Source organism: Mesorhizobium sp. P2_C7 (assembly GCF_056404515.1).
Map to the genome: position 1 here is coordinate 394,220 of NZ_JBFUDW010000003.1, position 23,051 is coordinate 417,270.

Sequence of the window (23,051 nt, forward strand, 5' to 3'; positions counted from 1 at the left end):
TTCGGCCAGATCAATCGCTGTCGCGCGCCACAAGCTCTAGCGGCCAGACCTCGCGCATGATCCGCGGACCCTCCGGGCCGGCGAAGGCCGGGATCGAGGCCAGCAGCATTTCAGCGAGCCGCTGACCCATCGGCTCCAGGGCAGGGCGGAAGGCGGTCAGCGCCGGCGAGAAGTAACGGCAGAGCGGCGTGTCGACGATGACGGTCACCGCCATGTCGTGCCCCGGCCTGATCCCCATCTCGGCCAGCGCCTTGCAACCGCCAAGCGCCATCGCGTCATTGTTGAAGATGATGGCGGTCGGCGGGTCCTTGGAGCGCATGACCTGCGGCGTCACCTCGTAGCCGCCGGCCTCGTTGATGAAGCCGGACGCGATCAGTTCGGGGTCCACTTCGATGTCGTGCCGCCGCAAGGCCTTGCGATACCCGTCGAGGAACAGATAGGCGAAATTGAGATCGAGCGACGGGCGGATGGCGGCAATGCGGCGGTGGCCGCGCGCCACCAGGCGGTCGACCGCGTCGGCACCGGCCTTTTCGAAATCGAGATCGAGCGAAGGGTATGACTTGGCTCCGGAGCGGCTGCGACCGAGCGTGGCGAACGGGAAGCCGACCCGGGTGAGATAGTCGATGCGCTCGTCCTCGCGCCGCGTCCAGGCCAGAACCACGGCATCGGCGCGGCGTGTCTCGACGACACGACGCAGGCGTTCCTGCTGGTAGTCGCCCGGCGCGCCCATGACCACGATCAGGTCGAGGCCGCTCTCGGCGAGTTTCGCCTGCAGCCCGATCAGGAAGGGAATGAAGAACGGCTCGCCATATTGCTGGTCACCCGGATGCGGCTGCAGCATGAAGGCGATCGAATGGGTGGCGCCCTGCCGAAGGCTGCGGCCGGACTGGTTCGGCGAATAGTTCAGCGTCCTGGCCGCCTCGAGCACGCGCTGGCGCGTGTCGGCGTTGACGTCGGCGCGGCCGTTGAGGGCGCGCGACACGGTGCCGATCGAAATGTTCAGGTGACGGGCAAGGTCATGAATGCTGGACGCCAAGTGACTGTTCTCCCCCTTGCTTGGCTAGCACCGGTAAGCGCTCAGGCCAAGGCGACAAGACAACTTTTTGCGAGCGACCAATTGACATTCTACACCTTCGGGTGTGTTCTCGTAAACGTTTACGGAAAAACGTTTACGGCCATGCCGTGAATGCCGTGACGATCGGTCTGGAGGGACCGAGCGGAGGAGGAGTGCTGGATGATCAATGTCGTCCTGGCCGGCTGCGGAGCGATGAGCAAGCAGTGGCTCGATGCCGTGAGGCAGATCGACGGGCTTTCCGTTGTCGGCCTTGTCGACCTCGACGCCGACAGGGCGAAGGCGAGGGCGCGCGAATACGACCTCACCAGCGCCGTCACCGGCACCAGCCTCGACGCGGTGCTCGACCAGACCAGGCCGGACGCAGTGTTCGATGTGGTGGTTCCCGCCGCCCGGCGTGAGGTCGCGTTCTCGGCCTTTGCCCATCATTGCCATCTCCTGACGGAAAAGCCGCTCGCCGACAGCCCCGAGAATGCGCGCGCCATCGTCGAGGCCGCGCGCCGGGCCGGGCGTATCCATGCCGTCGTCCAGAACCGCCGCTATGTCGCCAATGTCAGGCGTATCCGGCGCTTTCTCTCTTTCGGCGCCATCGGTGCCGCGACCAGCATCCATGCCGACTTCTTCGTCGCGCCGCATTTCGGCGGTTTTCGCGAGGAGATGGCCCACGTCCTGCTGCTCGACATGGCGATCCACACCTTCGACGCCGCCCGCTACATGGTGAATGGCGAGCCGGCCGGCGTCTATTGCCAGGAATGGGAGCCGGCGAGTTCCTGGTACCGGCAGGGATCATCGGCCAGCGCCGTCTTCGATCTCGGCGGTGGCAAGGTCTTCACCTATGCCGGCTCCTGGTGCGCCGCCGGCTTTCGCACCAGCTGGGAGAGCACATGGCGCATCGTCGCCGAGCGCGGCAGCCTGGTCTGGGACGGCAATGACGAGTTGAAGGCCGAGGTCGTCCTGCCAGCCCGTGAAGGCCTGTTCGACCGTACCGAGCCGATCGCCGTGCCGCCGCTCGATCCCGCCGACCGCGTCGGCGGACATCTTGGCATCATCCAGGATTTCATACGCGCGATCGAGACCGGCACCGAGCCGGAGACGCGCGGCGCCGATAACATCAAGAGCCTGGCCATGGTCTTCGGCGCTATCGAGAGCGCCGAGACCGGGCGCCGGGTGACGATCTCTTCGCAGGAAGGACAGTGATGCCAAACCCGCTTCTCGACATCAGGATCGGCACCATGGTGCGGGCCAATCTCGATGACCCGGCCGCCTATATCAAGGCGATCCTGCCGCTCGGTTTCGAGTGCATCCAGCCCTTCTTCTGGCAGACGCTGGGCGGCAAGGATCTGCCGCGGCTTGCCGGCCAGATCCGCGAGGCGATCGGCGATGCCGACGTCACGGTCTCCTCGATCGGCGTGTTCGGCAATCCGCTGGAGAGCGGCGAAGTCGATCGCGGCGTGCTCCAGGCCTGGGAAACGGTGATCGACAACGCGCATCTGTTCGGCACCTCGATCGTCAGCGGCTTCACCGGCCGCCTCCGTGGCAAGCCGTTGCCCGACAGCCTGCCACGCTTCAAGGAAGTCTGGGGTCCGCTGGCCAGGCGCGCCGCCGACAAGGGCGTGCGCATCGCTTTCGAGAATTGCGCCATGGACGGCAACTGGGCTGGCGGAGACTGGAACATCGCCCACAATCCGGATGCCTGGGAGCTGATGTTCAATGAATTGCCAGACGAGAATCTCGGCCTCGAATGGGAGCCCTGCCACCAACTCGTCTACCTGATCGATCCCCTGCCACAAATCCGCAAATGGGCGCCGCGCATCTTCCATGTCCACGGCAAGGACGCGACGGTGCGCTGGGATGTGATCCGCGAACACGGCGTGTTCGGCCGGCTGCCGTTCGTGCAGATGCGCACGCCGGGCTTTGGCGACAGCGACTGGACGCGGGTGATCAGCGAACTGCGGCTGGCCGGCTACAAGGGCGCCATCGACATCGAGGGCTGGCACGATCCGGTCTATCGCAACGAGTTGGAGATCACCGGGCAGGTACGCGCCCTGGACTATCTGAAGCAATGCCGGGGAGGTGCCAGCTACCTGCCTAACCCGGTGTGAGAGCGAGCCGGCGGGAGGTGCCGGCTGGCCAAGATTGCGGCGCACTGCCGAAGCGATCGTCGAAAACCCCTCGGCCTAGCCAGGGAAAAAAGGGAGGATAAGTGCATGAGCATGACGATGAGAAGGACACTTCTGCGCTCGACCATCGTGGCCGCCGCCACGACGCTCGCCGCTGCGATCTCGACCTTGCCGGCGCAGGCGCTCGACGCCCAATGGTGCAAGGACGTCCACATCCGTTTCTTCGTCGGCGGCGCCGAGGGCGACGCCTTCGGCACCATCGTCTACAATGGCGCCAAGCAGGCGGCAGCCGATCTCGGACCAAAGGTCGATTACATCTTCTCCGGCTGGGACGTCGAAAAGATGGTGCAGCAATTGCGCGAGGCGGTCGCGGTCAAGCCAGGCGGCATCGCCATGATGGGCCACCCCGGCGACGCGGCGATCATGCCGCTGGCCGAACAGGCGCATAAGGATGGCATCAAGATGATGTACCAGAACGTGCCGGTGCCGACGGTGACGGCGGCGTTCGGCGGCGGCTATGTCGGCGCCCAGCAGGAGCAGCAGGGCCGCGCGCTCGGCGCCGAGGCGTTCAAGCTGGCCAAGCTCAAGGCCGGCGACAAGGCGATCATGATCGGCCCGTTCGAAAATGAGAGTCGGGGCGCGCGCGAGCGTGGGACAGTCGCCGCGCTGAAAGAGGCCGGCATCGATGTCATTCAAATCAATTCTCAAACCGAATGGGCAGCCGATCCGAATCTCGCGATCCCGTTAATCACCGCCGCGTTGCTCAACAATCCCGACGTCAAGGCGGTCGGCTATCCCGGCGGGCAGATGCTCGGCAATGTGCCGACATACATGCAGGCCGCAGGGAGGAAGGCCGGCGACATCTTCAACTTCGGCTTCGACACCAGCCCGCAGATCGTCGAGGCCTTCAAGGGCGGCTGGGTACAGCTGACGGCCGACCAGCAACCGTTCCTGCAGGGCTATCTGCCGATCCTCAGCCTCTGCCAGCAGGTGGTGCTCGGTCTGGCGCCGATGAATGTCGACACCGGCGCCGGCTTCGTCACGGTTGAAAATTACGAGATCGTCGCCGAACTCGCCAAGCAGGCACTGCGCTGACCTCCCAAGCTGCCGGCCGGGGCTGAGCCCGGCCGGCAGGACCGCCGGCAGAGACGCTGGCAGCGACAACAGAGGTGAGGATCCGATGGCCGAACGCATCATCGAACTGCGCGATATCAGCAAGTCCTATGGCCAGGTCTATGCACTGGGCGGGGTCAATCTCAGCGTCGATCGGGGCGAAGTGGTCGGCCTGATCGGCGACAATGGCGCCGGTAAGTCGACGCTGATCAAGATCCTGTCCGGCGTGGTCAGGCCGACCAGCGGCGAGATTCTCGTGCGCGGAAAGGCGGTGACGGGATGGAGCGCGGCGCGTTCGCGCGACGCGGGCATCGAGACGGTGTTCCAGGACCGGGCGCTGGCCGTGCAGCAGACGATCGTGCGCAACATCTTCATGGGCCGAGAACTCACCGGCTTCCTCGGCTGGCTGAAGGTCAACAAGGAGATCGAGGAAGCCAGCCGGCTGATGCGCGAGATCGGCTTCACCTCGAAAGTGTTCACGCCGCAGTCGATCGTCGGCCAACTGTCGGGCGGCGAGCGCCAGGGCGTGGCGATCGCGCGCGCCATCTACAAGCAGGCGGAACTGATCATCCTCGACGAGCCAACGACGGCGCTGTCGCTGACCGAAACCGCCAAGGTCTTCCATTTCGTGCGCCAAGTGCGGGCGAGCGGCCGCTCGATCCTGTTCATCGGCCACAACATCCATCATGTCTTCGACATCGCCGACCGCTTCGTGGTGCTCGATCGCGGCAAGGTCGCGCTCACCGCCGACCGCAGCGAGGTCAAGTCGGCCGAGGACCTCATCAACTTCATGGAGGATGTCGCACATCCCGGCGGGCTGGCCGGGTTGCACGACACCGGCGACGCCGAGAGGGCAGTGCGATGAGCAAGACCATGGAACCCGATCTGCACGAGCCGTCCACCGCCATTCCCAGCCCACAGAAGGAGTGGAGACACCCATCCGATCAATGGCTGCGCGGGTTCATCCTCGACAACCGTGCTTCGCTCGGCACGCTCGGCGTGTTCATCGTCATGATGGCGGTGTTCATGATCGCCAACCCGACCGTGTTCACCACCTGGTATCTCTACAGTTCGGTGCTGACCACGCTGCCGGTCGCGCTGTTCGTGGTGGTGCCGCTGGTCTTCGTCGTTACCTGCGGCGAGATCGACCTGTCGTTTCCGGCGACGATGGGTTTTGCCTCATGGGTCTTCGCGCTGGTCGTGCAGGCCGGCTACGATCCGTTTCTCGGCATTTTGGCGGCGCTCGTCACCGGCATACTGCTCGGCTTCCTGGTGGGCTCCCTGGTGGTCTATGGCGGGCTGTCGTCGCTGATCGCCACGCTCGGCATGAATTTCCTGCTGCGCGGCCTGATCCAGATCATCAACGAAGGCAAGTCGATGGCGCTGACCAACCTTGCCGACAGCTGGGCCTATAAGATTTTCTCCAGCCAGGTTTATGGCATCCCGGTGCAGATATTCTGGGCCATCGCCTTCGTCGTATTGTCGGCGATGCTCTACAACCGCCACCGCTTCGGCGCGCAGGTGAGGGTGGTCGGCGACAATCCCGACAGCGCCCAGCAGATGGGCATCGACGTCAAGCGTGTGCGGGTGAAAGTATTCGTCTTCGTCGGCATCGGTGCGGCGATCGCCGGCACCTTCTCGGTGATGATCAACTTCACCTGGTGGCCGACCGCCGGCGACGGCTATCTCTTGCCGGTGCTGGCATCGGTGTTCGTCGGCGGTACGCCGACCTGGGGCGGCATCGGCACCGTCGTCGGTGGCGCCATCGGTGCGGTCACCGTGTCGTTCATCCAGACCGGCGTCGTGGCGGCGGGCCTGAGCGGCTTCTACGTGCAGTTCTTCAACGGGCTGATCATCATCCTGTCGCTGCTCGGCCACAAATGGAACCAGGCGCGGTATCGGTGACGGGTGGAGATTTCTGGCTGGGGCGGTCGCTTGTAGGACAACGGGGCAAGCGGCCGTTCACACCGCCGCGACGAACCCGTCCAGCACGCGCTTCTGGCCGGCCTTGTCGAAGTCGATCGTCAGCTTGTTGCCTTCGATGGCGGAAATGTTGCCGTTGCCGAATTTCTGGTGGAAGACGCGATCTCCGACGCTGAAGGCGGATGGCGTATCCGAGACGGATTTGGCGACCAGCTCGCCGTCGATGGTGCGGCCTTTGACACTGGTGCGGCCGGCGCCGTAGCCGGAGTCGGTCTCGCCGTAGCCGATGCGCTCGACCTGATGGCCGGAGCGCGAGCCCCAGTTGCGGTCGGTCGCTTCGGTGCGGTTTTGTTGCGCGCGCTGCCAGCCCGGCGTCGCATAGGTGTTGGAGAAGGCGCCGGATTTTTCGGTGTTGGCGCCGACATTGTCGAAGCGCGAGGCGCCATAGGGATTTTGCCGGCCACCGCGACCGGAGGCGAATGAGCCCCCGCCATAGGAATTGCCATAGCCGCCATAGCTGTTGCCGCTTTCGGCGACATCGACATGGGCTTCCGGCAGTTCTTCGAGAAAGCGCGACGGGATGGTCGACTGCCACAGGCCGTGGATGCGACGGTTGGAGACGAACCACAAATGCAGGTTCTTCTTGGCGCGGGTCAGGCCGACATAGGCCAGACGCCGTTCTTCCTCCAGCCCGGAGCGGCCGCCTTCATCGAGTGCGCGCTGGTGCGGGAACAGGCCTTCCTCCCAGCCGGGCAGGAAGACGGTCTCGAATTCGAGACCCTTGGCCGAATGCAGCGTCATGATATTGACGGCGTCGAGCTCGGCATTCTGCTCGGCGTCCATGACCAGCGCCACATGCTCGAGGAAGGAGCGCAGCGACTCGTATTCCTCCATGGAGCGGATCAGCTCCTTCAAATTCTCCAACCGGCCGGGCGCTTCGACCGAGCGGTCGTTTTTCCACATGTCGGTGTAACCGCTCTCTTCCAGAATGGTCTCGGCGAGTTCGGTGTGCGGCGTGGTCTCCAGCGCCTTCTGCCAGCGCTCGAAATTGGCCGCGACCTCGCGCAAGGCGGCGCGCGGCTTCGGCTTCAACTCGTCGCTTTCGGCGAGCTTGGCGGCGGCTTCCAGCATCGGCACGCGCAGCGCGCGCGCCGTGTCGTGTATCTGGCGGATGGTGGTTTCGCCCAGCCCGCGCTTCGGCACGTTGACGATGCGCTCGAAGGCGAGGTCGTCGGCGCCTTGCGCGACGACGCGGAAGAAGGCCAGCGCATCGCGTATCTCCATGCGCTCGTAGAAGCGCGGACCGCCGATGACGCGGTAGTTGAGGCCGAGCGTGACGAAGCGGTCCTCGAACTCGCGCATCTGGAACGAGGCGCGGACCAGAATGGCCATGTCGTTGAGATTGTGCTTCTGGCGCTGGTAGGCCTCGATGGTCTCGCCGACCGCGCGGGCTTCCTCCTCGGAATCCCAGGCGGCGTGGACATGCACCTTGTCGTCCTCTGGCTCGTCGCGGTCGGTGAACAGCGTCTTGCCGAAGCGGCCCTCATTGTGGGCGATCAGGTGGGAGGCAGCCCCCAGGATATGCGCGGTGGAGCGGTAGTTGCGTTCCAGCCGGATGATGGTGGCGCCGGGAAAATCCTTGTCGAAGCGCAGGATGTTGTCGATCTCGGCGCCCCGCCAGCCATAGATGGATTGATCGTCGTCGCCGACACAGCAGATGTTGACTTTGTTGTCGCTCACGGGCTGTTCCGCGCCTGCCGGCGCGGGCCCTCCGCGGGGGCCTCGCAACGGCTCGGACGGACGGTCGTCCTTGCGGCCTTCGGCCGACTGCAGGCCGGCGGTCGACGAAGATTGGCGCGACGGTGGCGGCCGCTGCGCCAGCAGGCGCAGCCACATGTACTGGGCGGTGTTGGTGTCCTGATATTCGTCGACGAGGATGTATTTGAAGCGCTTGTGATATTCCTTCAGCACATCTGGATTGGCGCGGAAGATGCGGATCGGATGACACAAAAGGTCGCCGAAGTCGCAGGCGTTCAGCGTCTGCAGCCGCGCCTGATAGGCCTTGTAGAGCTCGCGGCCCTTGCCGTTGGCGAACGCGCGTGCGTCGCCCTCGGCGATGTCGCCCGGGCCTTGTCCCTTGTTCTTCCATCCGTCGATCATCTGGGCGAACTGCTTGGCCGGCCAGCGCTTGTCGTCCAGCCCCTCGGCCTGGATCAACTGCTTGATCAGCCGCACGACATCGTCGGTGTCGAGGATGGTGAAGTCGGAGCGCAAACCGGCAAGCTCGGCGTGTCTGCGAAGCAGCTTAACTCCGATCGAGTGGAAGGTGCCGAGCCACGGCATGCCTTCGACATTGCCTTCGCCGATCAGGATGCCGATGCGCTGTTTCATCTCGCGCGCGGCCTTGTTGGTGAAGGTGACGGCGAGGATCTGCGAGGGGAACGCCTTACCGGTGGCGAGGATGTGAGCGATGCGGGTGGTGAGCACACGCGTCTTGCCGGTGCCGGCGCCGGCCAGCACCAGAACCGGGCCCTCAGTGGTTTCCACCGCCAGCCGCTGCTCGGGGTTCAGCCCCTTCAGATAGTCAGGTGCGTTGTTGTGGCCGCTGCGGGCAGCCATGGCGCGCGCGGCAATGCCCGACGGGGCCGCGGGCCGCGCATTGGGTTCATCGAAAAAGGGCATGTCTTCGGAAAAGCCGGACATCTCCCCCGAATGTAGTGATTCGGCGGCGAAAGGCCAGAAGTGTCTACGTTTTGTTCCGCCAAAGTGCCTGATACGGGCCGTTCAGGCCTTGCGGTAACCGAGGGCGACGAAAAATCGATGTCCGAAGGAGCGCGCCTCGTCCGTCATCACGGCGCCGAGAGCGACCTGCATCTGGTCGTAATAGTGGCTGCCGGCGGGCGATGTCAGGAAAGTCTGGTAGAGCTTGAGATCGTCAAGCGGCAGATCCCGGTAGATGTAGGCCACCGATGCCATGACGTCCGTTTCGATGTCATGGCGAAGGCCTTCGGATCGCTGACGCAGCAGGGCCATGATCTGGTCGTCGGGCAGGGGCTTTCCGGCCGCTCCCAGCATCTCGGAAAGCATTGCATAGCCCATGTTCAAGGCCACGGCTTCTCCGGTATCGACAGCGCTGAGATCGTCCACGAGCTTCTTGTACAGTGCGAGCCGAGCCGGATCCCTGGATGGAAGTTCGCCCAGGATCTTGGGACCTTCGATCGTCTTGCGTTGCCTTTCTTCCGGAGTTAACGCCTGGATTTCCAGTGCCGTGACTTGTTTACCGAGGGGCGACGCATAGAACGAGGCCAGGTCGGACAATTCACTGGCGGGCAGTTTGTCCGCCATTCGCGCTTCGATGGCTGCCTCCATCTTGTTGGCGTCAAAAGCGCCTTCCATGGCCGCCGCCAGGGCGTCCTGGACTTTTTGCGGCGGCGTTTCCGGCGCCGATTTCACGGCTGCGATGAAACCCGGGCCGATAGCCATCAGCATCTCGTGAAAGCCGTTCGCCTTGTTGATCTCATGCAGCGTCTGCGCAGGCGCAGCCACGGTGAGAGAGACGAGGCAACAGAGTGCAAGCATCAGGCGCGTCAGCGGCGGAACGAACGACGTCATGTGCTTGCTCCTCGGAGAGATGATGGAGACTGCTGGAAAACCCGGCCGCAGGCAAGATGGATTGCCACCTTGGCGTGTGCGTCGCTTGACAGGCGGGGCGGGCGGGAGAAAGCTGTGCGGAGGGCAGGAACGGGTGCATCGGGCTGTCCTTGGGCGTCGCAAAACGCAACAGTCGAAGGAGTATCATCTTGGCTGTCACCATCACCTCCCTCATCCTTTTCCTGATCGGTCTGGTGCTTGGCGGCGGCGGCATCCGCTTGGCTTCGCTGGGCGGCAGCTGGTACTATATTATCGTCGGCCTCGCCTTCCTGATCGCCGCCTGGCTGCTCTACCGGCGCCGGTCCACCGCGCTGTGGCTCTACGCGGCGATCGTGATCGGCACGCTGGCCTGGGCGGTCTGGGAAACCGGCTTCGACTGGTGGGAACTCGGCCCGCGCGGCGGCATCATCGTGCTGGTTGCACTGTGGCTGCTGACGCCGTGGGCGCGGCGGGGGATTACCGGCCCTGACGCACGCGCGCCGCTGATCCTTGCCGTGCTGGCGTCGCTGGCGGTCGCCGGTTATTCAATGACAGCGGATCCGAAGGACATTGCCGGCGAGCTCGACACCGACAAGGTGATCCCCAATGCCAATCTCGGCAACGATGTGCCGGCCGGTGAGTGGCACTATTACGGACGCACACAGTTTGGCCAACGCTATTCGCCGCTCGACCAGATCACGCCGGACAATGTCGCCAAGCTGCAGCCTGCCTGGACCTATCGCACCGGCGACGTGAAGGGGCCGGACGATATCAGCGAGACAACGTATCAGGTGACACCGCTGAAGATTGGCGACACGCTCTACATCTGCACGCCGCACAATTTCGCCATCGCGGTCGATGCGGTGACCGGTAAGGAGAAATGGCGCTACGATCCCAAGATCAAGCTCGACAAGGACCGCCAGCACCAGACCTGCCGTGGCGTGTCCTATTATGCCGATGCCGCCATCGCCGCCGGCCAGCCCTGTGCAACCCGCGTCTACCTGCCGACCTCGGATGCGCGGCTGATCGCGCTCGACGCCGCCAACGGGCAGGTCTGTCCGGCCTTCGCCGAGGGCGGCACGCTGAACCTGCTGACCAACATGCCCTATCCGAAGTCGGGCTATTACTATTCGACCTCGGCGCCGTTGGTATCGGGCGGCAAGATCATCGTCGGCGGGGCCGTCAACGACAATTATTCGACGCAGGAGCCGTCCGGCGTCATTCGCGCCTACGATGTCAACACCGGCGCCCTGGTGTGGAACTGGGATTCCGGCAATCCGGACCAGACGACGCCGCTGGCGGCGGGCCAGACCTATACCGCCAACTCGCCCAACATGTGGTCGACGCCGAGCGCCGACGAGAAGCTCGGCCTGCTCTACGTGCCGCTCGGCAACCAGACCCCGGACCAGCTCGGTGCCGGGCGCAGCGACAATGTCGAGAAGTTCTCGTCCTCGATCACCGCGCTCGACCTCAACACCGGGCAGTTGCGCTGGGTGCGGCAGACCGTGCACCACGACCTCTGGGACATGGACGTTCCGGCGCAGCCGAGCCTGATCGACATCACCAAGGCCGACGGCACGGTGGTGCCGGCGCTGGTCGGGCCGACCAAGCAGGGCGACCTCTATGTGCTTGACCGCCGCACCGGCGAGCCGGTGGTTGCGGTCAAGGAAGTGCCGGCGCCCGGCGGCGCCGTCGAGGGTGACCACAGCGCGCCAACGCAGCCAGCGTCGGACCTCTCCTTCAATCCGAAGCCGCTGACCGACGCCGACATGTGGGGCATCACCATGTTCGACCAACTGGCGTGCCGGATCGAGTTCCAGGGCCTGCGCTACGAAGGCCGTTACACGCCGCCGTCGGTGCAGGGGTCGCTAATCTATCCCGGCAATTTCGGCACCTTCAACTGGGGCGGCGTCGCGGTCGATCCGGTGCGGCAGGTACTATTCGGCATGCCGACCTATCTGGCTTTCAAGTCGCAGCTCATTCCGCGCGATCAGGTGCCGCCGCCGGATGAAGGGCGCGGCAGCGAGCAGGGGCTGAACCGCAACGAGGGCGCGCCCTATGCGGTGGTGATGGGACCGTTCCTGTCGCCGCTCGGCATTCCCTGCCAGGCGCCGCCCTGGGGCTATGTCGCGGGTGTGGATTTACGGACCGGCACCATCGCCTACAAGCATCGCAACGGCACCGTCTACGACATGACGCCGCTGCCATTGCCACTGAAGGTCGGTGTGCCGGGCATTGGCGGACCGATGATCACCGCCGGCGGCGTCGCCTTCCTGGGTGCCGCGGTCGACGATTATCTGCGCGCCTATGACCTGACATCGGGCAAGCAGCTCTGGCAGGCGCGGCTGCCGGCCGGCGGGCAATCGACGCCGATGACCTACACCGTCGCCGACGGACGCCAATTCGTGGTCATCGTTGCCGGCGGCCACGGCTCGGTCGGCACAAAGCCGGGCGACTTTGTTATGGCCTACGCGCTGCCGAAGTAGGGGAGACTACTGTCTTGACGGATCGACGCCTCAGCTGATCCCGAGATGGCTCTTCAGGCTGGGCACCGAGCCCAGCACCTCGTTCGTCAGGTCCGGGCCGGCGGCGGCTTCGGCTTGCTGGATCAGCGTCGCGCCCGCCTTCTGGATCTGCGCCATGTCGAGGCCGGATGCCTTCAGCGCCGCAATACCGTTGACCAATGCGCCGGCTTTCTCGCCGAGAACGCCGCCAAGCGCGCCCTGCAGCGAGGACAGAAAGCCGCCACCGCCGGCTGGGGCGGTGGCCATGACGTCATACTTCTGGGCCAACGCATCGGCGCCGGGGATCTTGGCGAAGAATGAGGAGGCGCTGGTGCCTTCCGCTTCGTGCTCGAGCACCGAGAAAATGGTGCCAACGACCTTTTCCGTCGTCGCCTGGTCGAGACCCGCCTTCTGCGAAACAGTGTTCACGATGTCCTGTACGTCCATGACTTCACCTCAACCCTGGGTTTTCGTGTTTGCCGGATGGCGCTGATGGCTGCGGACCTTGATCATGGACCTTCGACTTGCGGCAACGATCGTCGCGCGCAACGCTGGAATGGCGGTCGCGGCAACCAGGAAGGCGGCTGCCAGGATTGGCGAGGGCATGGTCATCGGCGTCTTTCCTTTCCAGATCGGGCCTTTCAGATCAGGAACCGTGACCGCGCCAAGGCGCGGCCGACGTCTGTCAGTGTCCCCCACTATTGTGGCAGCGCCATCAGGATTTGTGGCCGATGACCAAAACGTGATGATGCTGGAAGTCTCCAGGGCATTCGCAAGGGAGGACGAGGTGTCACCGAGCCGTGACTGGACGACAGGAGCCTCGCCCCTATCTTGCGAACGATGCCAAAGCGGATCGAAGGAGCGCGCCCATGACGAAACCAGCCATCACCCAGGCTATGATCGACGCCTATGATGAATACACCCATCTGACGCTCGACCGCCGCCGCTTCATGGAGCAACTGACCCGGCTTGCCGGATCGGGTGCTGCCGCCGCCGCAATCGCACCGCTGCTGGCGGCAAATTCGGCGCAAGCGGCAATCGTCGCCGACAACGATCCACGCGTGAAGGGCGAGGACATCACATATGCCGGCAGCGGCGGCGAGATGAAGGGCTATCTGGTCAAGCCGGCGAGCCAGTCCGGCAAGCTCGGCACCGTCATCGTCATCCACGAGAACAGGGGGCTCAACCCGCATATACGCGATGTGGCGCGGCGCGTCGCGCTGGAAGGGTTTGTGGCGCTGGCGCCGGATTTCCTGTCGCCGCTCGGCGGCACGCCTGACGACGAGGACAAGGCGCGCGACATGTTCGCCAAACTGGATTCCGCGCAGACCGTCGCCAACGGGGTGGCAACGGTCGCTTTCCTCAAGGCCGAAAAGGACGGCAACGGCAAGGTCGGCGCCGTTGGCTTCTGCTGGGGCGGGGGCACGGCAAACATGTTGGCGGTCAACGCGCCCGATCTCAGCGCCTCCGTCGCCTATTACGGGATGCAGCCGAAGGCCGCCGATGTGTCGAAGATCAAGGCTGCACTGCTGCTGCACTATGCCGGGCTGGACGAGCGCACCAATGCCGGCATCGACGCCTTCAAGAAGGAGCTCGACGCCGCGCATGTCGAATACACGGTGTATGTCTATGAAGGCGCCAACCACGCCTTCAACAATGACACCTCGGCGGCGCGCTACGACAAGAAGGCGGCCGACCTCGCCTGGGGGCGCACGATCGCTTTCCTCAAGGAGAAGCTGGCGTAGAGCTTTTCATCGCGGTAACGCCGCGCCGCTCGGATTTGCCTTAGGGAAAGCGCTACGCGCTTTCCCGTGCTCCAGCTTTTGGAGTCAGGCACCTGAGGACGCCCAGACGGTTTCGAAGGCCGGCGACAGCGTGAAGCCGGACGGCAGCACCGAAACGGGCGGCGGACGGCGCACGCCTTCCTGCAGATAGCGTAACGCGGAGGTCAGCCCGTTCATCGTGTAAGGTTTGGCAATCACGCCGATCGCGCCTGCGAAATGATCGGGAATACGTTTCGGGTTGGCGGTCATGAACACCACCATGGCGTTCTTCTTCTGGCCGATATATTCGGCCACTTCGACGCCGGTCGGCCCGTCGGTCAGATGAATGTCGACAAAGGCGATGTCGGCGGCCGTTGTATCCACCATGGTCCTTGCTTCGGTCAGGGAGGTCGCCCAGCCAACAACGCTGTGGCCGGCGTCCTCGACAAGGCCTTCCAGTTCCATTGCCAGCAGCGCTTCGTCTTCGACGATCAGGATCTTGAGCGGTTCAATCATGACACATTCCCTTTTTGCTGCGGTTCGTTCGGCATCGAGATGATAACTTTGGTGCCGGGGCCGGCGTCGCGCCATTCGATGTCGGCGCGCAGCTGACGGGCCAGCGACTTGATCAGCCGCATGCCGAAAGACGCGTCGCCGCTGGCATCAGCCATGCCGACCCCATCATCGGACACCTCGATGTTGAAGTGGCCGTCAGGCTGGCTCATCTTGATGCCGATGCGTCCCGCCCTCGTGCCGTCCGGCTTTTCCTTGAAAGCATGTTTTAGCGCGTTGGTGACAAGCTCATTGACCATCAGGGCGACGGGCGTTGCCTTTTCAGCCGAAATGACGATGGGTTCGAGGTCGAGGGTCGACTTGATCTCCGAACGTCCCGAAGCCGTCAGCAGGTCGGATACGAGATCCCTGGCGAAATCCGAGACGTCGAACCGGCTAACGTCCTTCGACTGGTAGAGCCGGCGGTGGACGGTGCTCAGCGCCTCGATGCGCGCCAGCATGGTAGACAGCGACTGCTTGGTCGATTCGTCCTTCATGGTCCGGCTCTGCATGATGATCAGTGAGGAGATCATCTGCAGGTTGTTCTTCACCCGATGGTCGACCTCGTGGAGAAGGGTTGTCTGCGCCTCGAGTGCGGCTTCAAGCTCGCTGGTGCGTTCCTGTACTGCCTTCTCGAAGCGGTCCTTGTCCGCTTTTACGCGATGCTCCGAGCTCTTGCGGTCCGAGACGTCCAGTTGCGAGGCGAAAAAGAACTGCAATTCGCCTTTGTCGTTGGAAACCGGACTGATGTAGAGCGCATTCCAGAAGCTGGAACCGTCCTTGCGGTAGTTCAGAAGATCGACGGCGATGTCGGCTCGATCTTCGATCGCGGCGCGCACCTTGTCGACGGCGGCCTTGTCGGTCTTGGGTCCTTGCAGGAAACGGCAGTTCTTACCCATGACCTCGTCGCGCTCATAGCCGGTCAGGCGCAGGAACGCGTCATTTGCAAAGACGATCGGATTGTCCTGTTGCCGGGGATCGGTGATGATCATCGACATGCGTGTGGCGCGAATGGCGGCGGCGAACGGATCGCCCTTGCCGTGTTCTGCATGCAGATCGTCTGTCATGCGCCAGGCGTCAGCCGGTTCCCTGGTCCGTTTCCAGTCCATTTCTTTCTAACTCCAAGCCGTTTCGTGGGGACCAACGGCTCAGGAGTGGAAATAGTTCAATCTTGAGCCGTTTTATCGCGGTCTGGCGAATCGCGGAACTCAAGAGTTGTTGATTTAAGTCTTTGATAATAAACTGTTTTATTCAGCTTATCTGACGCCTGCGGGTTTATGCAAGGCAACGCCAGCGACGACCAAAATGATGCCGAAGCAGTCAATGAGGCTCGGAATCTGGCGCAAGACGATGACGCCGATCAGCGTCGCGGTAACCGGCAGCAGCGACAGCATCAGCGCAAAGCTGGCGCGCGGCAGCCGCGACATGGCGAGCTGGTCGCAGATGTAGGGAATGACCGACGAGCAGATGCCGACGCCGATGGCGGCGAGCAACAGCAATGGTGAGAAAAGAGCGGGCAACGCGTCGGTGAGGCCGATCGGCAGCACGACGATGAAGGCAATGGCCATCGCCGCGCCGAGGCCCGCGATGCCGTCGCCTGCGCCCGCGCGGGCGACGCGGTGGCCGAGCACGATGTAGCCGACGAACAGCGCGCCGTTGAGGAAGGCCCAAAACAGGCCAAGCGGATCGCTCGACCATTTGACGTCGATGAGCAGCAATGTGCCGGTGACGGCAATGGCAAGCGCTGCGAGATTGCGCGGGCTTCTGAGGCCGATCAGCGCGATGCCGATGGTGCCGACGAATTCGATTGCCGCCACCAGCGAGATCGGCAGGCGGTCGAGCGCGAGGTAGAACGAACAGTTCATCACCGCCAGGCAGGCGCCGAAGGCCAGCAACAGCAGCCGCGTCGAGCGATCGGCGCGGGCGAAGGTTCGCCATGGACGGGTCAGTGGCGCGAAGACCAGGGCTGCGGTGGCTATCCGCAGCCACGCCATGCCGAGCACGCCGACATGCGGGAACAGCAGCACGGCGAATGCCGGCCCGAGATAATGGAAGACGGCGCTGACGCCGAACCAGACATGCGGCGGCAGTCTCGTCGCCAGCCCGCCGAGGGTGGGGCCAGCACGGGCAGCGCTTGCCGCGAGAGCTTGCGTTTGATCATCCATCGGATCAGTATCGCAGGCAGTTTTGTCAATTTATATGGGTGATGATTGCCCCTTCTGACTAGCTTTCGCCTGGAAGCAAGGAGATTTCCTTGAAACGCCTTCGAACTGAAAGCACCGACCTCGATGCGGCGGATATGAAGATCCTGCTGCTGCTCGAAAAGGACGCTCGCGTCAGCACGGCGGAGCTTGCACGCTCGGTCGGCCTGTCGGCGCCGAGTGTCGCCGAGCGCATCAAGCGACTGCAGGAGAGCGGCGTCATCGAGGCCTATTCGGTCAGGATCAACCCTGCCGCACTTGGCCTGCCGCTATCGGCATGGCTGCGCATCCGTCCCGTGCCGGGGCAACTGGCTGTGGTGGCCGAGATCATCCGCGAGCTGCCGGAGATCGCGCAATGCGACCGGGTGACCGGTGAGGACTGTTTCATCGCGCTGGCGCATGTCGGCTCCGTGGCCGAGCTCGAACGGGTGATCGACCGCATCATTCCCTACGCGATGACCAACACGGCGATCATCCAGTCGTCGCCGGTGGTGGCGCGCTCGCCGCTGGGAGCGGTGAAACGCCAGTCTTGAGGGCGAGGATGTCGGTTTGAAGATTTATGCGTGGCCGCGCTTCATGCGCGCCTGCTTCAGGATGGCGCGCCAGCGGATCATGTCGAACGGGATCGGCTCGTTGTTGTTGGCGATGTGGAAAATCTCGTTGTTGACGTTCTTGAGCGAGCGCCAGAAATCATAGTCCGTGATGCGCGGATCGGCTACCAGCCTGTCCACTTCGACCTTGATGTCGGTTTTCATGCACGTCCCTCGAACCGGCTTCGCCCGCCGCCCGTATCGCAACCCATGCGGACCGTTCTCGACCGCTCCGCTGAGTCGTTCAATGGCTCAATTGGCTTGTTCCCGTTAAAACCTCGGTAAGGTTAACGTGGGCGTCGAGTCGCTTCAAGCGGTCTTGCGACGAATCCCGATCGAACGGCCGGCGCGCTCCGGCATCGGCAGCGCCGAATGGGCGGCGCGCATGGCTTCGACCTTGGCAAGCACATCGGCGGGAAAGGGTGCCACCTTCGGCCCGGACATGTCGACATGCAGTGAAAGCGATTCCGATGTGGCGGCCAGCCAGCCGTCGACGTGGCGGATTTCCTGGTAGACCCGAAGCCGCTTGTCGTCATGGTCGATCAGCTGGAAGGTGACGGTGACCTTGTGCTCGAGATGCAGCTCCTGCACGTAGCAGACATGGACTTCCGCCGTGTAAATGGTGAGGCGGCGGTCCCTGGCGTAATTCGGCCCCATGCCCATCGCCTCGAAGGCGTCGTCCGAGCAGCGGTCGAACAGCACGTTGTAATAGGCCATGTTGAGATGGCCGTTGTAGTCGATCCAGTCCTTCTCGATGTCCATCGGTTGGGAGACGAAGGGGGCGGGAATAGGCATCGAAACTTCCTTGTTCTGGTGCTGGACAGACTGTTGCCGGTGAGACTAGATCGGTTCATCGTTTCACGGAAACGCCGAACTGCTCTATCTCCTTGTTTGACGCAAATCCGATGGAAAGCCGCTCCACGCCTTTCCTGGGATTGCCGAGCGCATCATCCATAGATGCACAACAAGGGTGCGCGCTGGTCCATTCGCGGAGGAATTCATGGCTCTGAGCGACCTCAATCCGGTCGAACGCAACGAGGAAGGCATCGCGGCGGTGCTCGGCATCCTCAAGCAGCGGCTCGGCGAGCGCTTCCAGACCGGCCGGGCCATCCGCTCCCAGCACGCTCACACCACCACCTATATTCCGACGCAGGCGCCGGATGGCGTCGCCTTCCCGGAGACGACGGCCGAGGTGCAGGAGATCGTGGGCGCCTGCGCCGCATACCGGGTACCGGTGATTGCGTTCGGCGTCGGCTCATCGCTGGAAGGCCACACCAATGCGCCGGGCGGCGGCATCTCGGTCGATACGTCACGGATGAACCGCATCCTGGCGGTCAATCCGCAGGATCTCGACTGTACCGTCGAACCCGGCGTTACCCGCGAGGATTTGAACCGGCATTTGCGCGACACCGGCCTGTTCTTTCCGATCGATCCAGGCGCCAATGCTTCGCTCGGCGGCATGGCGGCAACGCGGGCGTCCGGCACCAATGCGGTACGCTACGGCACGATGCGCGAGAACGTGCTGTCGCTGACCGCGGTCATGGCCGACGGCGAGACGGTGACGACCGGCAAGCGCGCAAAAAAGAGTTCGGCCGGCTATGATTTAACGCGACTGCTGATCGGCTCGGAGGGCACGCTTGGCATCATCACATCGCTGACACTGAAGCTGCAAGGCATTCCGCAAGCGATCTCCGGCGGCGTTTGTCCCTTCCCGAGTGTCGAGGCGGCCTGCAACGCGGTCATCGCGACGATCCAGATGGGCATTCCGGTGGCGCGCATCGAACTGGTCAACGCACTGCAGATGCGGGCAATGAAGAACTATTCGAAACTCGATTATCCCGAGAGCCCGTGCCTTTTCGTCGAATTCCACGGCAGCGACGCCGGCGTTGCCGAGCAGGCCGAGACCTTCGGCATGATCGCCGAGGAGAATGGCGGCGGGCCGTTTCTGTGGACCAGTGTCGTCGAGGAGCGGACGAAATTGTGGAAGGCGAGGCACGACGCCTACTGGTCGTCGCTGACGCTGCGGCCGGGGGCCAAGGGACTGTCGACCGATGTCTGCGTGCCGATCTCGCGCTTTGCCGAATGCGTCACCGAGACCGAAGCCGACATCGCCGAGATGGGGCTGATCGCGCCGATCGTCGGCCATGCCGGCGACGGCAATTTTCACGTGCTGGTGCTGATGGACGTCGACGACCCCAAGGAAATCGCGCTGTCGGAAAAGTTCGTCGCGCGGCTAAACATGCGGGCGATCGCCATGGATGGCACCTGCACCGGCGAGCACGGCATCGGCCAGGGCAAGATCGGCTTCCTGCGCCATGAACTCGGGCACGGCGTCGACATCATGCGCACCATCAAGCAGGCGCTCGATCCGCTTGATATCATGAACCCGGGCAAGATATTGCCTGGAAATTAGGGCGCGGACTTGTTAGCGCGTAGTTGGTTCGACCCAGTCGCGAAGCTTGCGCTGAACCACTCGGCGAGGACTTGCAGGTCACCAGTTGGGATCTCGGCCTTCAAGATCTTCGTCCGGGACGATCGGCGGTTGGCGACGAAGACCGGTGTATGGGTCCAGGTAGGCCATTTTGAATGCGTCGCCCATCACACCGCATATGGCATTGAGAGTTGCGCCGATTGCAAGCCTCGGAAAGCCTAGCCGAGGCAGTTTAAGGCGTCGGATGTTAATCAGGGCGGTGGTGGAGATGTCGGCCATGGTGTCCTCCAGTGACGGTGAGAATGACACCGTGTCCCACTCAGGTCCTTGGCTCGGACCTGAAAGGTTCTGAACTACCCTGAAGTTCGCCTTCAGGACCGTCTTGGGTTATCGTTGCCCTCGAGGGACGGGTTCTTTTGCAAATGGACTTGGAGTTTGGGAATTATCGTCTGAAGCGCGCCGAACGGCTGCTGCTGGGTCCCAAGGGGCCGATGGAGCTGTCGACGCGGTCCTTCGACATCCTCGCCACGTTGCTGGAGAGGCCGGACGAGGTGATCGGCAAGACCGAACTCTTCGATGCTGTCTGGCCCGGCGTGGTGGTGGAGGAGAACACGCTGCAGGTCCACATTTCGGCGCTACGAAAACTGCTGCCCGCCGAGATGATCGTAACCGTCCATGGTCGCGGCTATAAATATGCTGGTCCCAAGCCCTTTGTGGCCACGGCAGAGGCTACAGCGCCGGCCAGAGCGTCCATCGCCGTTCTTCCCTTCGACAACATGAGCGGCGACCGGGAACAGGGCTATTTCAGCGACGGGATAACCGAAGACATCATCACCGAGCTTGGCAAGTTCAGGGAGTTCCTGGTCATTGCGCGGAACTCTTCCTTCCAGTTCCGTGGCAAGGCGAATGACGTGGCCGAGGTGGCGAAGAGACTTGGCGTCCAGTATGTCGTCGAAGGCAGCGTGCGGAAGATCGGCAATCGGGTGCGGGTCACCGTGCAACTGATCGACGCATCTTCAACAGCTCACATCTGGGGCGAGCACTACGACCGCGAACTGGATGACATTTTCGCCATCCAGGACGAAATCACCCAGATGATTGCAGCCCGCCTGGCCCGGCAGGCCAGAACCGCGATTGCATCGCGCGCCAGGGCCCGGCCGACGGACAACATGTCGGCCTATGAGTTTTACCTGCGGGCGCTGCAATTGGCGGCCGTCTATGACGCCGCGCACGAAGCGGAACCGTTTCTGCGCCAGGCGGTAAAGCTCGATCCGCGGTTTGCTGCTGCCCACGCCATGCTCGGCGTTGTCGAGACCCTCAAATTCTTCTGGGTCTACTACAATGCAGATTATCTGCATTCCGCACTGGAGATGGCAAAAACCGCGTTGCAACTCGACCCGGACGGGGCGTACGGCCATCTCGCGACCGGCTTTGCTCTCTTGTACTTGCGCCAATTCAGGCAGGCTGAAATCAGTCTGGACCGTGCGGTTGCGCTGAATCCGAACGACCCGTTCATCCTCAGCATCCGTGCCCTTTTCCTCAATTACACGGACAGGCCGGATGAGGCGCTTGTTGAAATAAACCAAGCCCAGCGCCGCGACCCATACGCTGTGGGATGGTATGAAGACTTTCGCGGCATCATACTGACCACTGCTGGACGATATCGCGAGGCAACGGTTTGCTACGCGAAAATGGCGAGCGTACCGCGGTGGTCGCTCGTCCGTCTTGTCGTCTGCCATTGCGAACTCGGCGAAATCGAGCAAGCGCAAGACGTCCTGGCAAAAGTCAAGGCACATTACCCTGGACTAGGCCTTGACGAGATCGTCGATGCAGAATTGGATTTCTTTGAGGATCCCGCTGTGTGCAGCCGTTACCGCGCCATCCTGGAGCGTGTCGACAGGCAAGAATAAGCGTCTCCCAAGCCGCAGCCCGCTGTGAGCTGTGAGTACCCATCGACCCGTCTTAAGACAACGGGCCGCCTCGGACGGCCCTGCCTTCAACTCGCGCACCGCGCTCACGGGAATGCGGTCGGTGACAAACCAGAGGGCGCCGGACTACCGTGCGGCCGCAGGCTTCTCCTGCGCGCCCTGAACAAGCGTTTGCAGCATGGGGCGGGTTGGCGCGAAGAACGTCGTGCCGGTGTGCGGCGTGGAGAAATCGAGCAACCGGTCGTAAGCGCCCGGCGGGTCACCGATGTACATTCGCTGCAGCATCTTCTCGATCACCCAGAGATACTTGGTGTAGCCGATAAAATAGGTTCCGAATTCCCGTCGCCCCGGCTGGCCGAAGGGCATGTTGTCGCGCAGGATGTCGTATTCGTTGCCATCGGCATCCTCGATGGTCGCCAGGGACTTGTGCGATTTGCGCGGCGCGTCGTCATCATCGATTTCGATGTTGTCGATCTTGGTGCGGCCGATGATCTCTTCCTGGAGGGGCGTTGGCGTTCGCGCCCACGCATTGAGATCGTGCAGATATTTCTGAACGACGACATAGCTGCCGCCGGCGAAGTCGGCATCTTCATCGCCGACGAGCGCCGAGGCAGGCAGATCGAGGCCGGTCGGGTTGGCCGTGCCGTCGACAAAGCCGAGCAGGTCACGCGCATCGAAATAGCGGAAGCCCGAGACCTCGTCGACGACCGTCACGCCGTCGCCAAGGCTGTCGAGCAGAATGCGCTCGAACTCGAAGCACATGTCGGGGCGTTCGGACCGGATGTGGAAGAGAAGGTCGCCCGCTGTCGACGGCGCCGAATGAACCGCGCCCTTGATCGGCGCAAACGATCTCAGCTCCAGCGGCCGCCGGTCTGGAGAGAGACGATCCCAGAGCTCACGGCCGATGCCGGCAATGCAGGACAGGTGGCCGGACAGGTCACGGAATCCGACAGTCTTGACGAGATCGTCAAGCCCGCCGAGCACGGCCGCGACCTTGGCCAGAGCGCTTTGCTCGCCGGCAACGGTGACGACAAGAAAGACCGCCGACAACGACAGTGGAGCATCGACGCTCTGCGCATCGATCGGCACGCGGTCCCAGTTCTTCCCTGACATCCGAAAAATCTCCGCTTTTCCAGGATTTGTTTCAGATCATCCGACTTCACGCAACTGCGGATGAGACATCACGCAACCTGCGGATGAGACATCACGCAACGCTGGATGAAT

Annotated in this window: 22 protein-coding genes; 10 read left to right on the forward strand and 12 right to left on the reverse strand. The window is 63.2% G+C overall.

Features of this window, described 5'->3' with window-relative positions; genetic code table 11:
* Positions 1 to 10 precede the first annotated feature (10 nt).
* Positions 11 to 1,036, reverse strand: a complete 1,026-nt coding sequence (locus AC1D2G_RS09610; RefSeq protein WP_477302079.1) for a LacI family DNA-binding transcriptional regulator — start codon at positions 1,034 to 1,036, stop codon at positions 11 to 13.
* A 198-nt stretch (positions 1,037 to 1,234) separates the two neighbouring features.
* Between AC1D2G_RS09610 and AC1D2G_RS09615 the strand changes: the two genes are divergently transcribed.
* The 5 genes from AC1D2G_RS09615 to AC1D2G_RS09635 all read left to right on the forward strand — a co-directional run bounded on the left by AC1D2G_RS09615 (position 1,235) and on the right by AC1D2G_RS09635 (position 6,210).
* Entirely contained in the window at positions 1,235 to 2,269 is a 1,035-nt protein-coding gene (locus AC1D2G_RS09615; RefSeq protein WP_477302081.1) for a Gfo/Idh/MocA family protein, read from the forward strand.
* Positions 2,269 to 3,174, forward strand: coding sequence for a sugar phosphate isomerase/epimerase family protein (locus AC1D2G_RS09620; protein WP_477302083.1), 906 nt, complete (start codon positions 2,269 to 2,271; stop codon positions 3,172 to 3,174). Before AC1D2G_RS09615 ends, AC1D2G_RS09620 begins: the two co-directional genes overlap by 1 nt.
* Positions 3,175 to 3,279: 105 nt before the next feature.
* Complete coding sequence (locus AC1D2G_RS09625; protein WP_095087028.1) at positions 3,280 to 4,287, forward strand: substrate-binding domain-containing protein; 1,008 nt, start codon at positions 3,280 to 3,282, stop codon at positions 4,285 to 4,287.
* Positions 4,288 to 4,372: 85 nt separating this feature from the next.
* Positions 4,373 to 5,170, forward strand: coding sequence for an ATP-binding cassette domain-containing protein (locus AC1D2G_RS09630; protein WP_095087031.1), 798 nt, complete (start codon positions 4,373 to 4,375; stop codon positions 5,168 to 5,170).
* Positions 5,167 to 6,210 (forward strand): ABC transporter permease, encoded by a 1,044-nt coding sequence (locus AC1D2G_RS09635; protein ID WP_477302085.1) that lies wholly within the window; start codon positions 5,167 to 5,169, stop codon positions 6,208 to 6,210. Before AC1D2G_RS09630 ends, AC1D2G_RS09635 begins: the two co-directional genes overlap by 4 nt.
* Before the next feature lie 57 nt (positions 6,211 to 6,267).
* On the opposite strand, the gene AC1D2G_RS09640 is transcribed toward AC1D2G_RS09635, so the two are convergent.
* Complete coding sequence (locus AC1D2G_RS09640) at positions 6,268 to 8,931, reverse strand: ATP-dependent helicase (protein WP_477302087.1); 2,664 nt, start codon at positions 8,929 to 8,931, stop codon at positions 6,268 to 6,270.
* Positions 8,932 to 9,012: 81 nt separating this feature from the next.
* Entirely contained in the window at positions 9,013 to 9,840 is an 828-nt protein-coding gene (locus AC1D2G_RS09645) for a DUF2059 domain-containing protein (RefSeq protein ID WP_477413524.1), read from the reverse strand.
* Positions 9,841 to 10,028: 188 nt separating this feature from the next.
* On the opposite strand from AC1D2G_RS09645, the gene AC1D2G_RS09650 reads away from it, so the two are divergent.
* Entirely contained in the window at positions 10,029 to 12,344 is a 2,316-nt protein-coding gene (locus AC1D2G_RS09650) for a glucose/quinate/shikimate family membrane-bound PQQ-dependent dehydrogenase (RefSeq protein WP_457151976.1), read from the forward strand.
* 30 nt (positions 12,345 to 12,374) lie between these two features.
* Here the strand turns inward: AC1D2G_RS09650 and AC1D2G_RS09655 are convergent, their stop codons facing one another.
* Complete coding sequence (locus tag AC1D2G_RS09655) at positions 12,375 to 12,809, reverse strand: hypothetical protein (RefSeq protein WP_457151975.1); 435 nt, start codon at positions 12,807 to 12,809, stop codon at positions 12,375 to 12,377.
* Between the two features lie 9 nt (positions 12,810 to 12,818).
* Positions 12,819 to 12,974, reverse strand: a complete 156-nt coding sequence (locus tag AC1D2G_RS09660) for a hypothetical protein (protein ID WP_457151974.1) — start codon at positions 12,972 to 12,974, stop codon at positions 12,819 to 12,821.
* A 257-nt stretch (positions 12,975 to 13,231) separates the two neighbouring features.
* Between AC1D2G_RS09660 and AC1D2G_RS09665 the strand changes: the two genes are divergently transcribed.
* The gene (locus AC1D2G_RS09665) at positions 13,232 to 14,107 is read left to right on the forward strand and encodes a dienelactone hydrolase family protein (protein WP_477413526.1); all 876 of its coding nucleotides are present in this window, start codon (positions 13,232 to 13,234) and stop codon (positions 14,105 to 14,107) included.
* A gap of 84 nt (positions 14,108 to 14,191) precedes the next feature.
* Here the strand turns inward: AC1D2G_RS09665 and AC1D2G_RS09670 are convergent, their stop codons facing one another.
* The 3 genes from AC1D2G_RS09670 to AC1D2G_RS09680 form a co-directional block, all read right to left on the reverse strand.
* Positions 14,192 to 14,641 (reverse strand): response regulator, encoded by a 450-nt coding sequence (locus AC1D2G_RS09670; RefSeq protein WP_477413528.1) that lies wholly within the window; start codon positions 14,639 to 14,641, stop codon positions 14,192 to 14,194.
* Complete coding sequence (locus tag AC1D2G_RS09675) at positions 14,638 to 15,786, reverse strand: histidine kinase dimerization/phosphoacceptor domain -containing protein (RefSeq protein WP_095087053.1); 1,149 nt, start codon at positions 15,784 to 15,786, stop codon at positions 14,638 to 14,640. Before AC1D2G_RS09675 ends, AC1D2G_RS09670 begins: the two co-directional genes overlap by 4 nt.
* A 147-nt stretch (positions 15,787 to 15,933) precedes the next feature.
* On the reverse strand, positions 15,934 to 16,842 hold the full coding sequence (locus AC1D2G_RS09680; protein WP_457153961.1) for an EamA family transporter: 909 nt from the start codon (positions 16,840 to 16,842) through the stop codon (positions 15,934 to 15,936).
* A gap of 89 nt (positions 16,843 to 16,931) precedes the next feature.
* On the opposite strand from AC1D2G_RS09680, the gene AC1D2G_RS09685 reads away from it, so the two are divergent.
* A complete protein-coding gene (locus tag AC1D2G_RS09685; protein ID WP_477413531.1) occupies positions 16,932 to 17,411 on the forward strand; it encodes an Lrp/AsnC family transcriptional regulator in 480 nt (159 codons plus the stop codon).
* Between the two features lie 24 nt (positions 17,412 to 17,435).
* Here AC1D2G_RS09685 and AC1D2G_RS09690 read toward each other — a convergent pair whose 3' ends face one another.
* A complete protein-coding gene (locus AC1D2G_RS09690; protein WP_095087062.1) occupies positions 17,436 to 17,633 on the reverse strand; it encodes a hypothetical protein in 198 nt (65 codons plus the stop codon).
* A gap of 144 nt (positions 17,634 to 17,777) precedes the next feature.
* Positions 17,778 to 18,263: a thioesterase family protein gene (locus AC1D2G_RS09695; protein ID WP_095087065.1), complete on the reverse strand. Its 486-nt coding sequence runs from the start codon at positions 18,261 to 18,263 to the stop codon at positions 17,778 to 17,780.
* Between the two features lie 205 nt (positions 18,264 to 18,468).
* Here AC1D2G_RS09695 and AC1D2G_RS09700 point away from each other — a divergent pair, with 205 nt between their 5' ends.
* The gene (locus tag AC1D2G_RS09700; protein ID WP_477413533.1) at positions 18,469 to 19,881 is read left to right on the forward strand and encodes an FAD-binding oxidoreductase; all 1,413 of its coding nucleotides are present in this window, start codon (positions 18,469 to 18,471) and stop codon (positions 19,879 to 19,881) included.
* Between the two features lie 78 nt (positions 19,882 to 19,959).
* On the opposite strand, the gene AC1D2G_RS09705 is transcribed toward AC1D2G_RS09700, so the two are convergent.
* Entirely contained in the window at positions 19,960 to 20,178 is a 219-nt protein-coding gene (locus tag AC1D2G_RS09705) for a hypothetical protein (RefSeq protein ID WP_477413535.1), read from the reverse strand.
* Positions 20,179 to 20,321: 143 nt separating this feature from the next.
* Here AC1D2G_RS09705 and AC1D2G_RS09710 point away from each other — a divergent pair, with 143 nt between their 5' ends.
* On the forward strand, positions 20,322 to 21,809 hold the full coding sequence (locus AC1D2G_RS09710; protein WP_477413537.1) for a winged helix-turn-helix domain-containing tetratricopeptide repeat protein: 1,488 nt from the start codon (positions 20,322 to 20,324) through the stop codon (positions 21,807 to 21,809).
* Positions 21,810 to 21,953: 144 nt separating this feature from the next.
* On the opposite strand, the gene AC1D2G_RS09715 is transcribed toward AC1D2G_RS09710, so the two are convergent.
* On the reverse strand, positions 21,954 to 22,940 hold the full coding sequence (locus AC1D2G_RS09715) for a Dyp-type peroxidase (protein ID WP_477413539.1): 987 nt from the start codon (positions 22,938 to 22,940) through the stop codon (positions 21,954 to 21,956).
* Positions 22,941 to 23,051: the final 111 nt, after the last annotated feature.

What these genes read in the sequence shown, in the direction of transcription:
- AC1D2G_RS09615 (WP_477302081.1), top strand. Translation starts at nt 1,235, where the DNA reads ATGATCAATGTCGTCCTGGCCGGCTGCGGAGCGATGAGCAAGCAGTGG.
- AC1D2G_RS09620 (WP_477302083.1), top strand. Translation starts at nt 2,269, where the DNA reads ATGCCAAACCCGCTTCTCGACATCAGGATCGGCACCATGGTGCGGGCC.
- AC1D2G_RS09625 (WP_095087028.1), top strand. Translation starts at nt 3,280, where the DNA reads ATGAGCATGACGATGAGAAGGACACTTCTGCGCTCGACCATCGTGGCC.
- AC1D2G_RS09630 (WP_095087031.1), top strand. Translation starts at nt 4,373, where the DNA reads ATGGCCGAACGCATCATCGAACTGCGCGATATCAGCAAGTCCTATGGC.
- AC1D2G_RS09635 (WP_477302085.1), top strand. Translation starts at nt 5,167, where the DNA reads ATGAGCAAGACCATGGAACCCGATCTGCACGAGCCGTCCACCGCCATT.
- AC1D2G_RS09640 (WP_477302087.1), bottom strand. Translation starts at nt 8,931, where the DNA reads ATGTCCGGCTTTTCCGAAGACATGCCCTTTTTCGATGAACCCAATGCG.
- AC1D2G_RS09645 (WP_477413524.1), bottom strand. Translation starts at nt 9,840, where the DNA reads ATGACGTCGTTCGTTCCGCCGCTGACGCGCCTGATGCTTGCACTCTGT.
- AC1D2G_RS09655 (WP_457151975.1), bottom strand. Translation starts at nt 12,809, where the DNA reads ATGGACGTACAGGACATCGTGAACACTGTTTCGCAGAAGGCGGGTCTC.
- AC1D2G_RS09660 (WP_457151974.1), bottom strand. Translation starts at nt 12,974, where the DNA reads ATGACCATGCCCTCGCCAATCCTGGCAGCCGCCTTCCTGGTTGCCGCG.
- AC1D2G_RS09665 (WP_477413526.1), top strand. Translation starts at nt 13,232, where the DNA reads ATGACGAAACCAGCCATCACCCAGGCTATGATCGACGCCTATGATGAA.
- AC1D2G_RS09670 (WP_477413528.1), bottom strand. Translation starts at nt 14,641, where the DNA reads ATGATTGAACCGCTCAAGATCCTGATCGTCGAAGACGAAGCGCTGCTG.
- AC1D2G_RS09675 (WP_095087053.1), bottom strand. Translation starts at nt 15,786, where the DNA reads ATGGACTGGAAACGGACCAGGGAACCGGCTGACGCCTGGCGCATGACA.
- AC1D2G_RS09680 (WP_457153961.1), bottom strand. Translation starts at nt 16,842, where the DNA reads ATGGATGATCAAACGCAAGCTCTCGCGGCAAGCGCTGCCCGTGCTGGC.
- AC1D2G_RS09690 (WP_095087062.1), bottom strand. Translation starts at nt 17,633, where the DNA reads ATGAAAACCGACATCAAGGTCGAAGTGGACAGGCTGGTAGCCGATCCG.
- AC1D2G_RS09695 (WP_095087065.1), bottom strand. Translation starts at nt 18,263, where the DNA reads ATGCCTATTCCCGCCCCCTTCGTCTCCCAACCGATGGACATCGAGAAG.
- AC1D2G_RS09700 (WP_477413533.1), top strand. Translation starts at nt 18,469, where the DNA reads ATGGCTCTGAGCGACCTCAATCCGGTCGAACGCAACGAGGAAGGCATC.
- AC1D2G_RS09705 (WP_477413535.1), bottom strand. Translation starts at nt 20,178, where the DNA reads ATGGCCGACATCTCCACCACCGCCCTGATTAACATCCGACGCCTTAAA.
- AC1D2G_RS09710 (WP_477413537.1), top strand. Translation starts at nt 20,322, where the DNA reads ATGGACTTGGAGTTTGGGAATTATCGTCTGAAGCGCGCCGAACGGCTG.
- AC1D2G_RS09715 (WP_477413539.1), bottom strand. Translation starts at nt 22,940, where the DNA reads ATGTCAGGGAAGAACTGGGACCGCGTGCCGATCGATGCGCAGAGCGTC.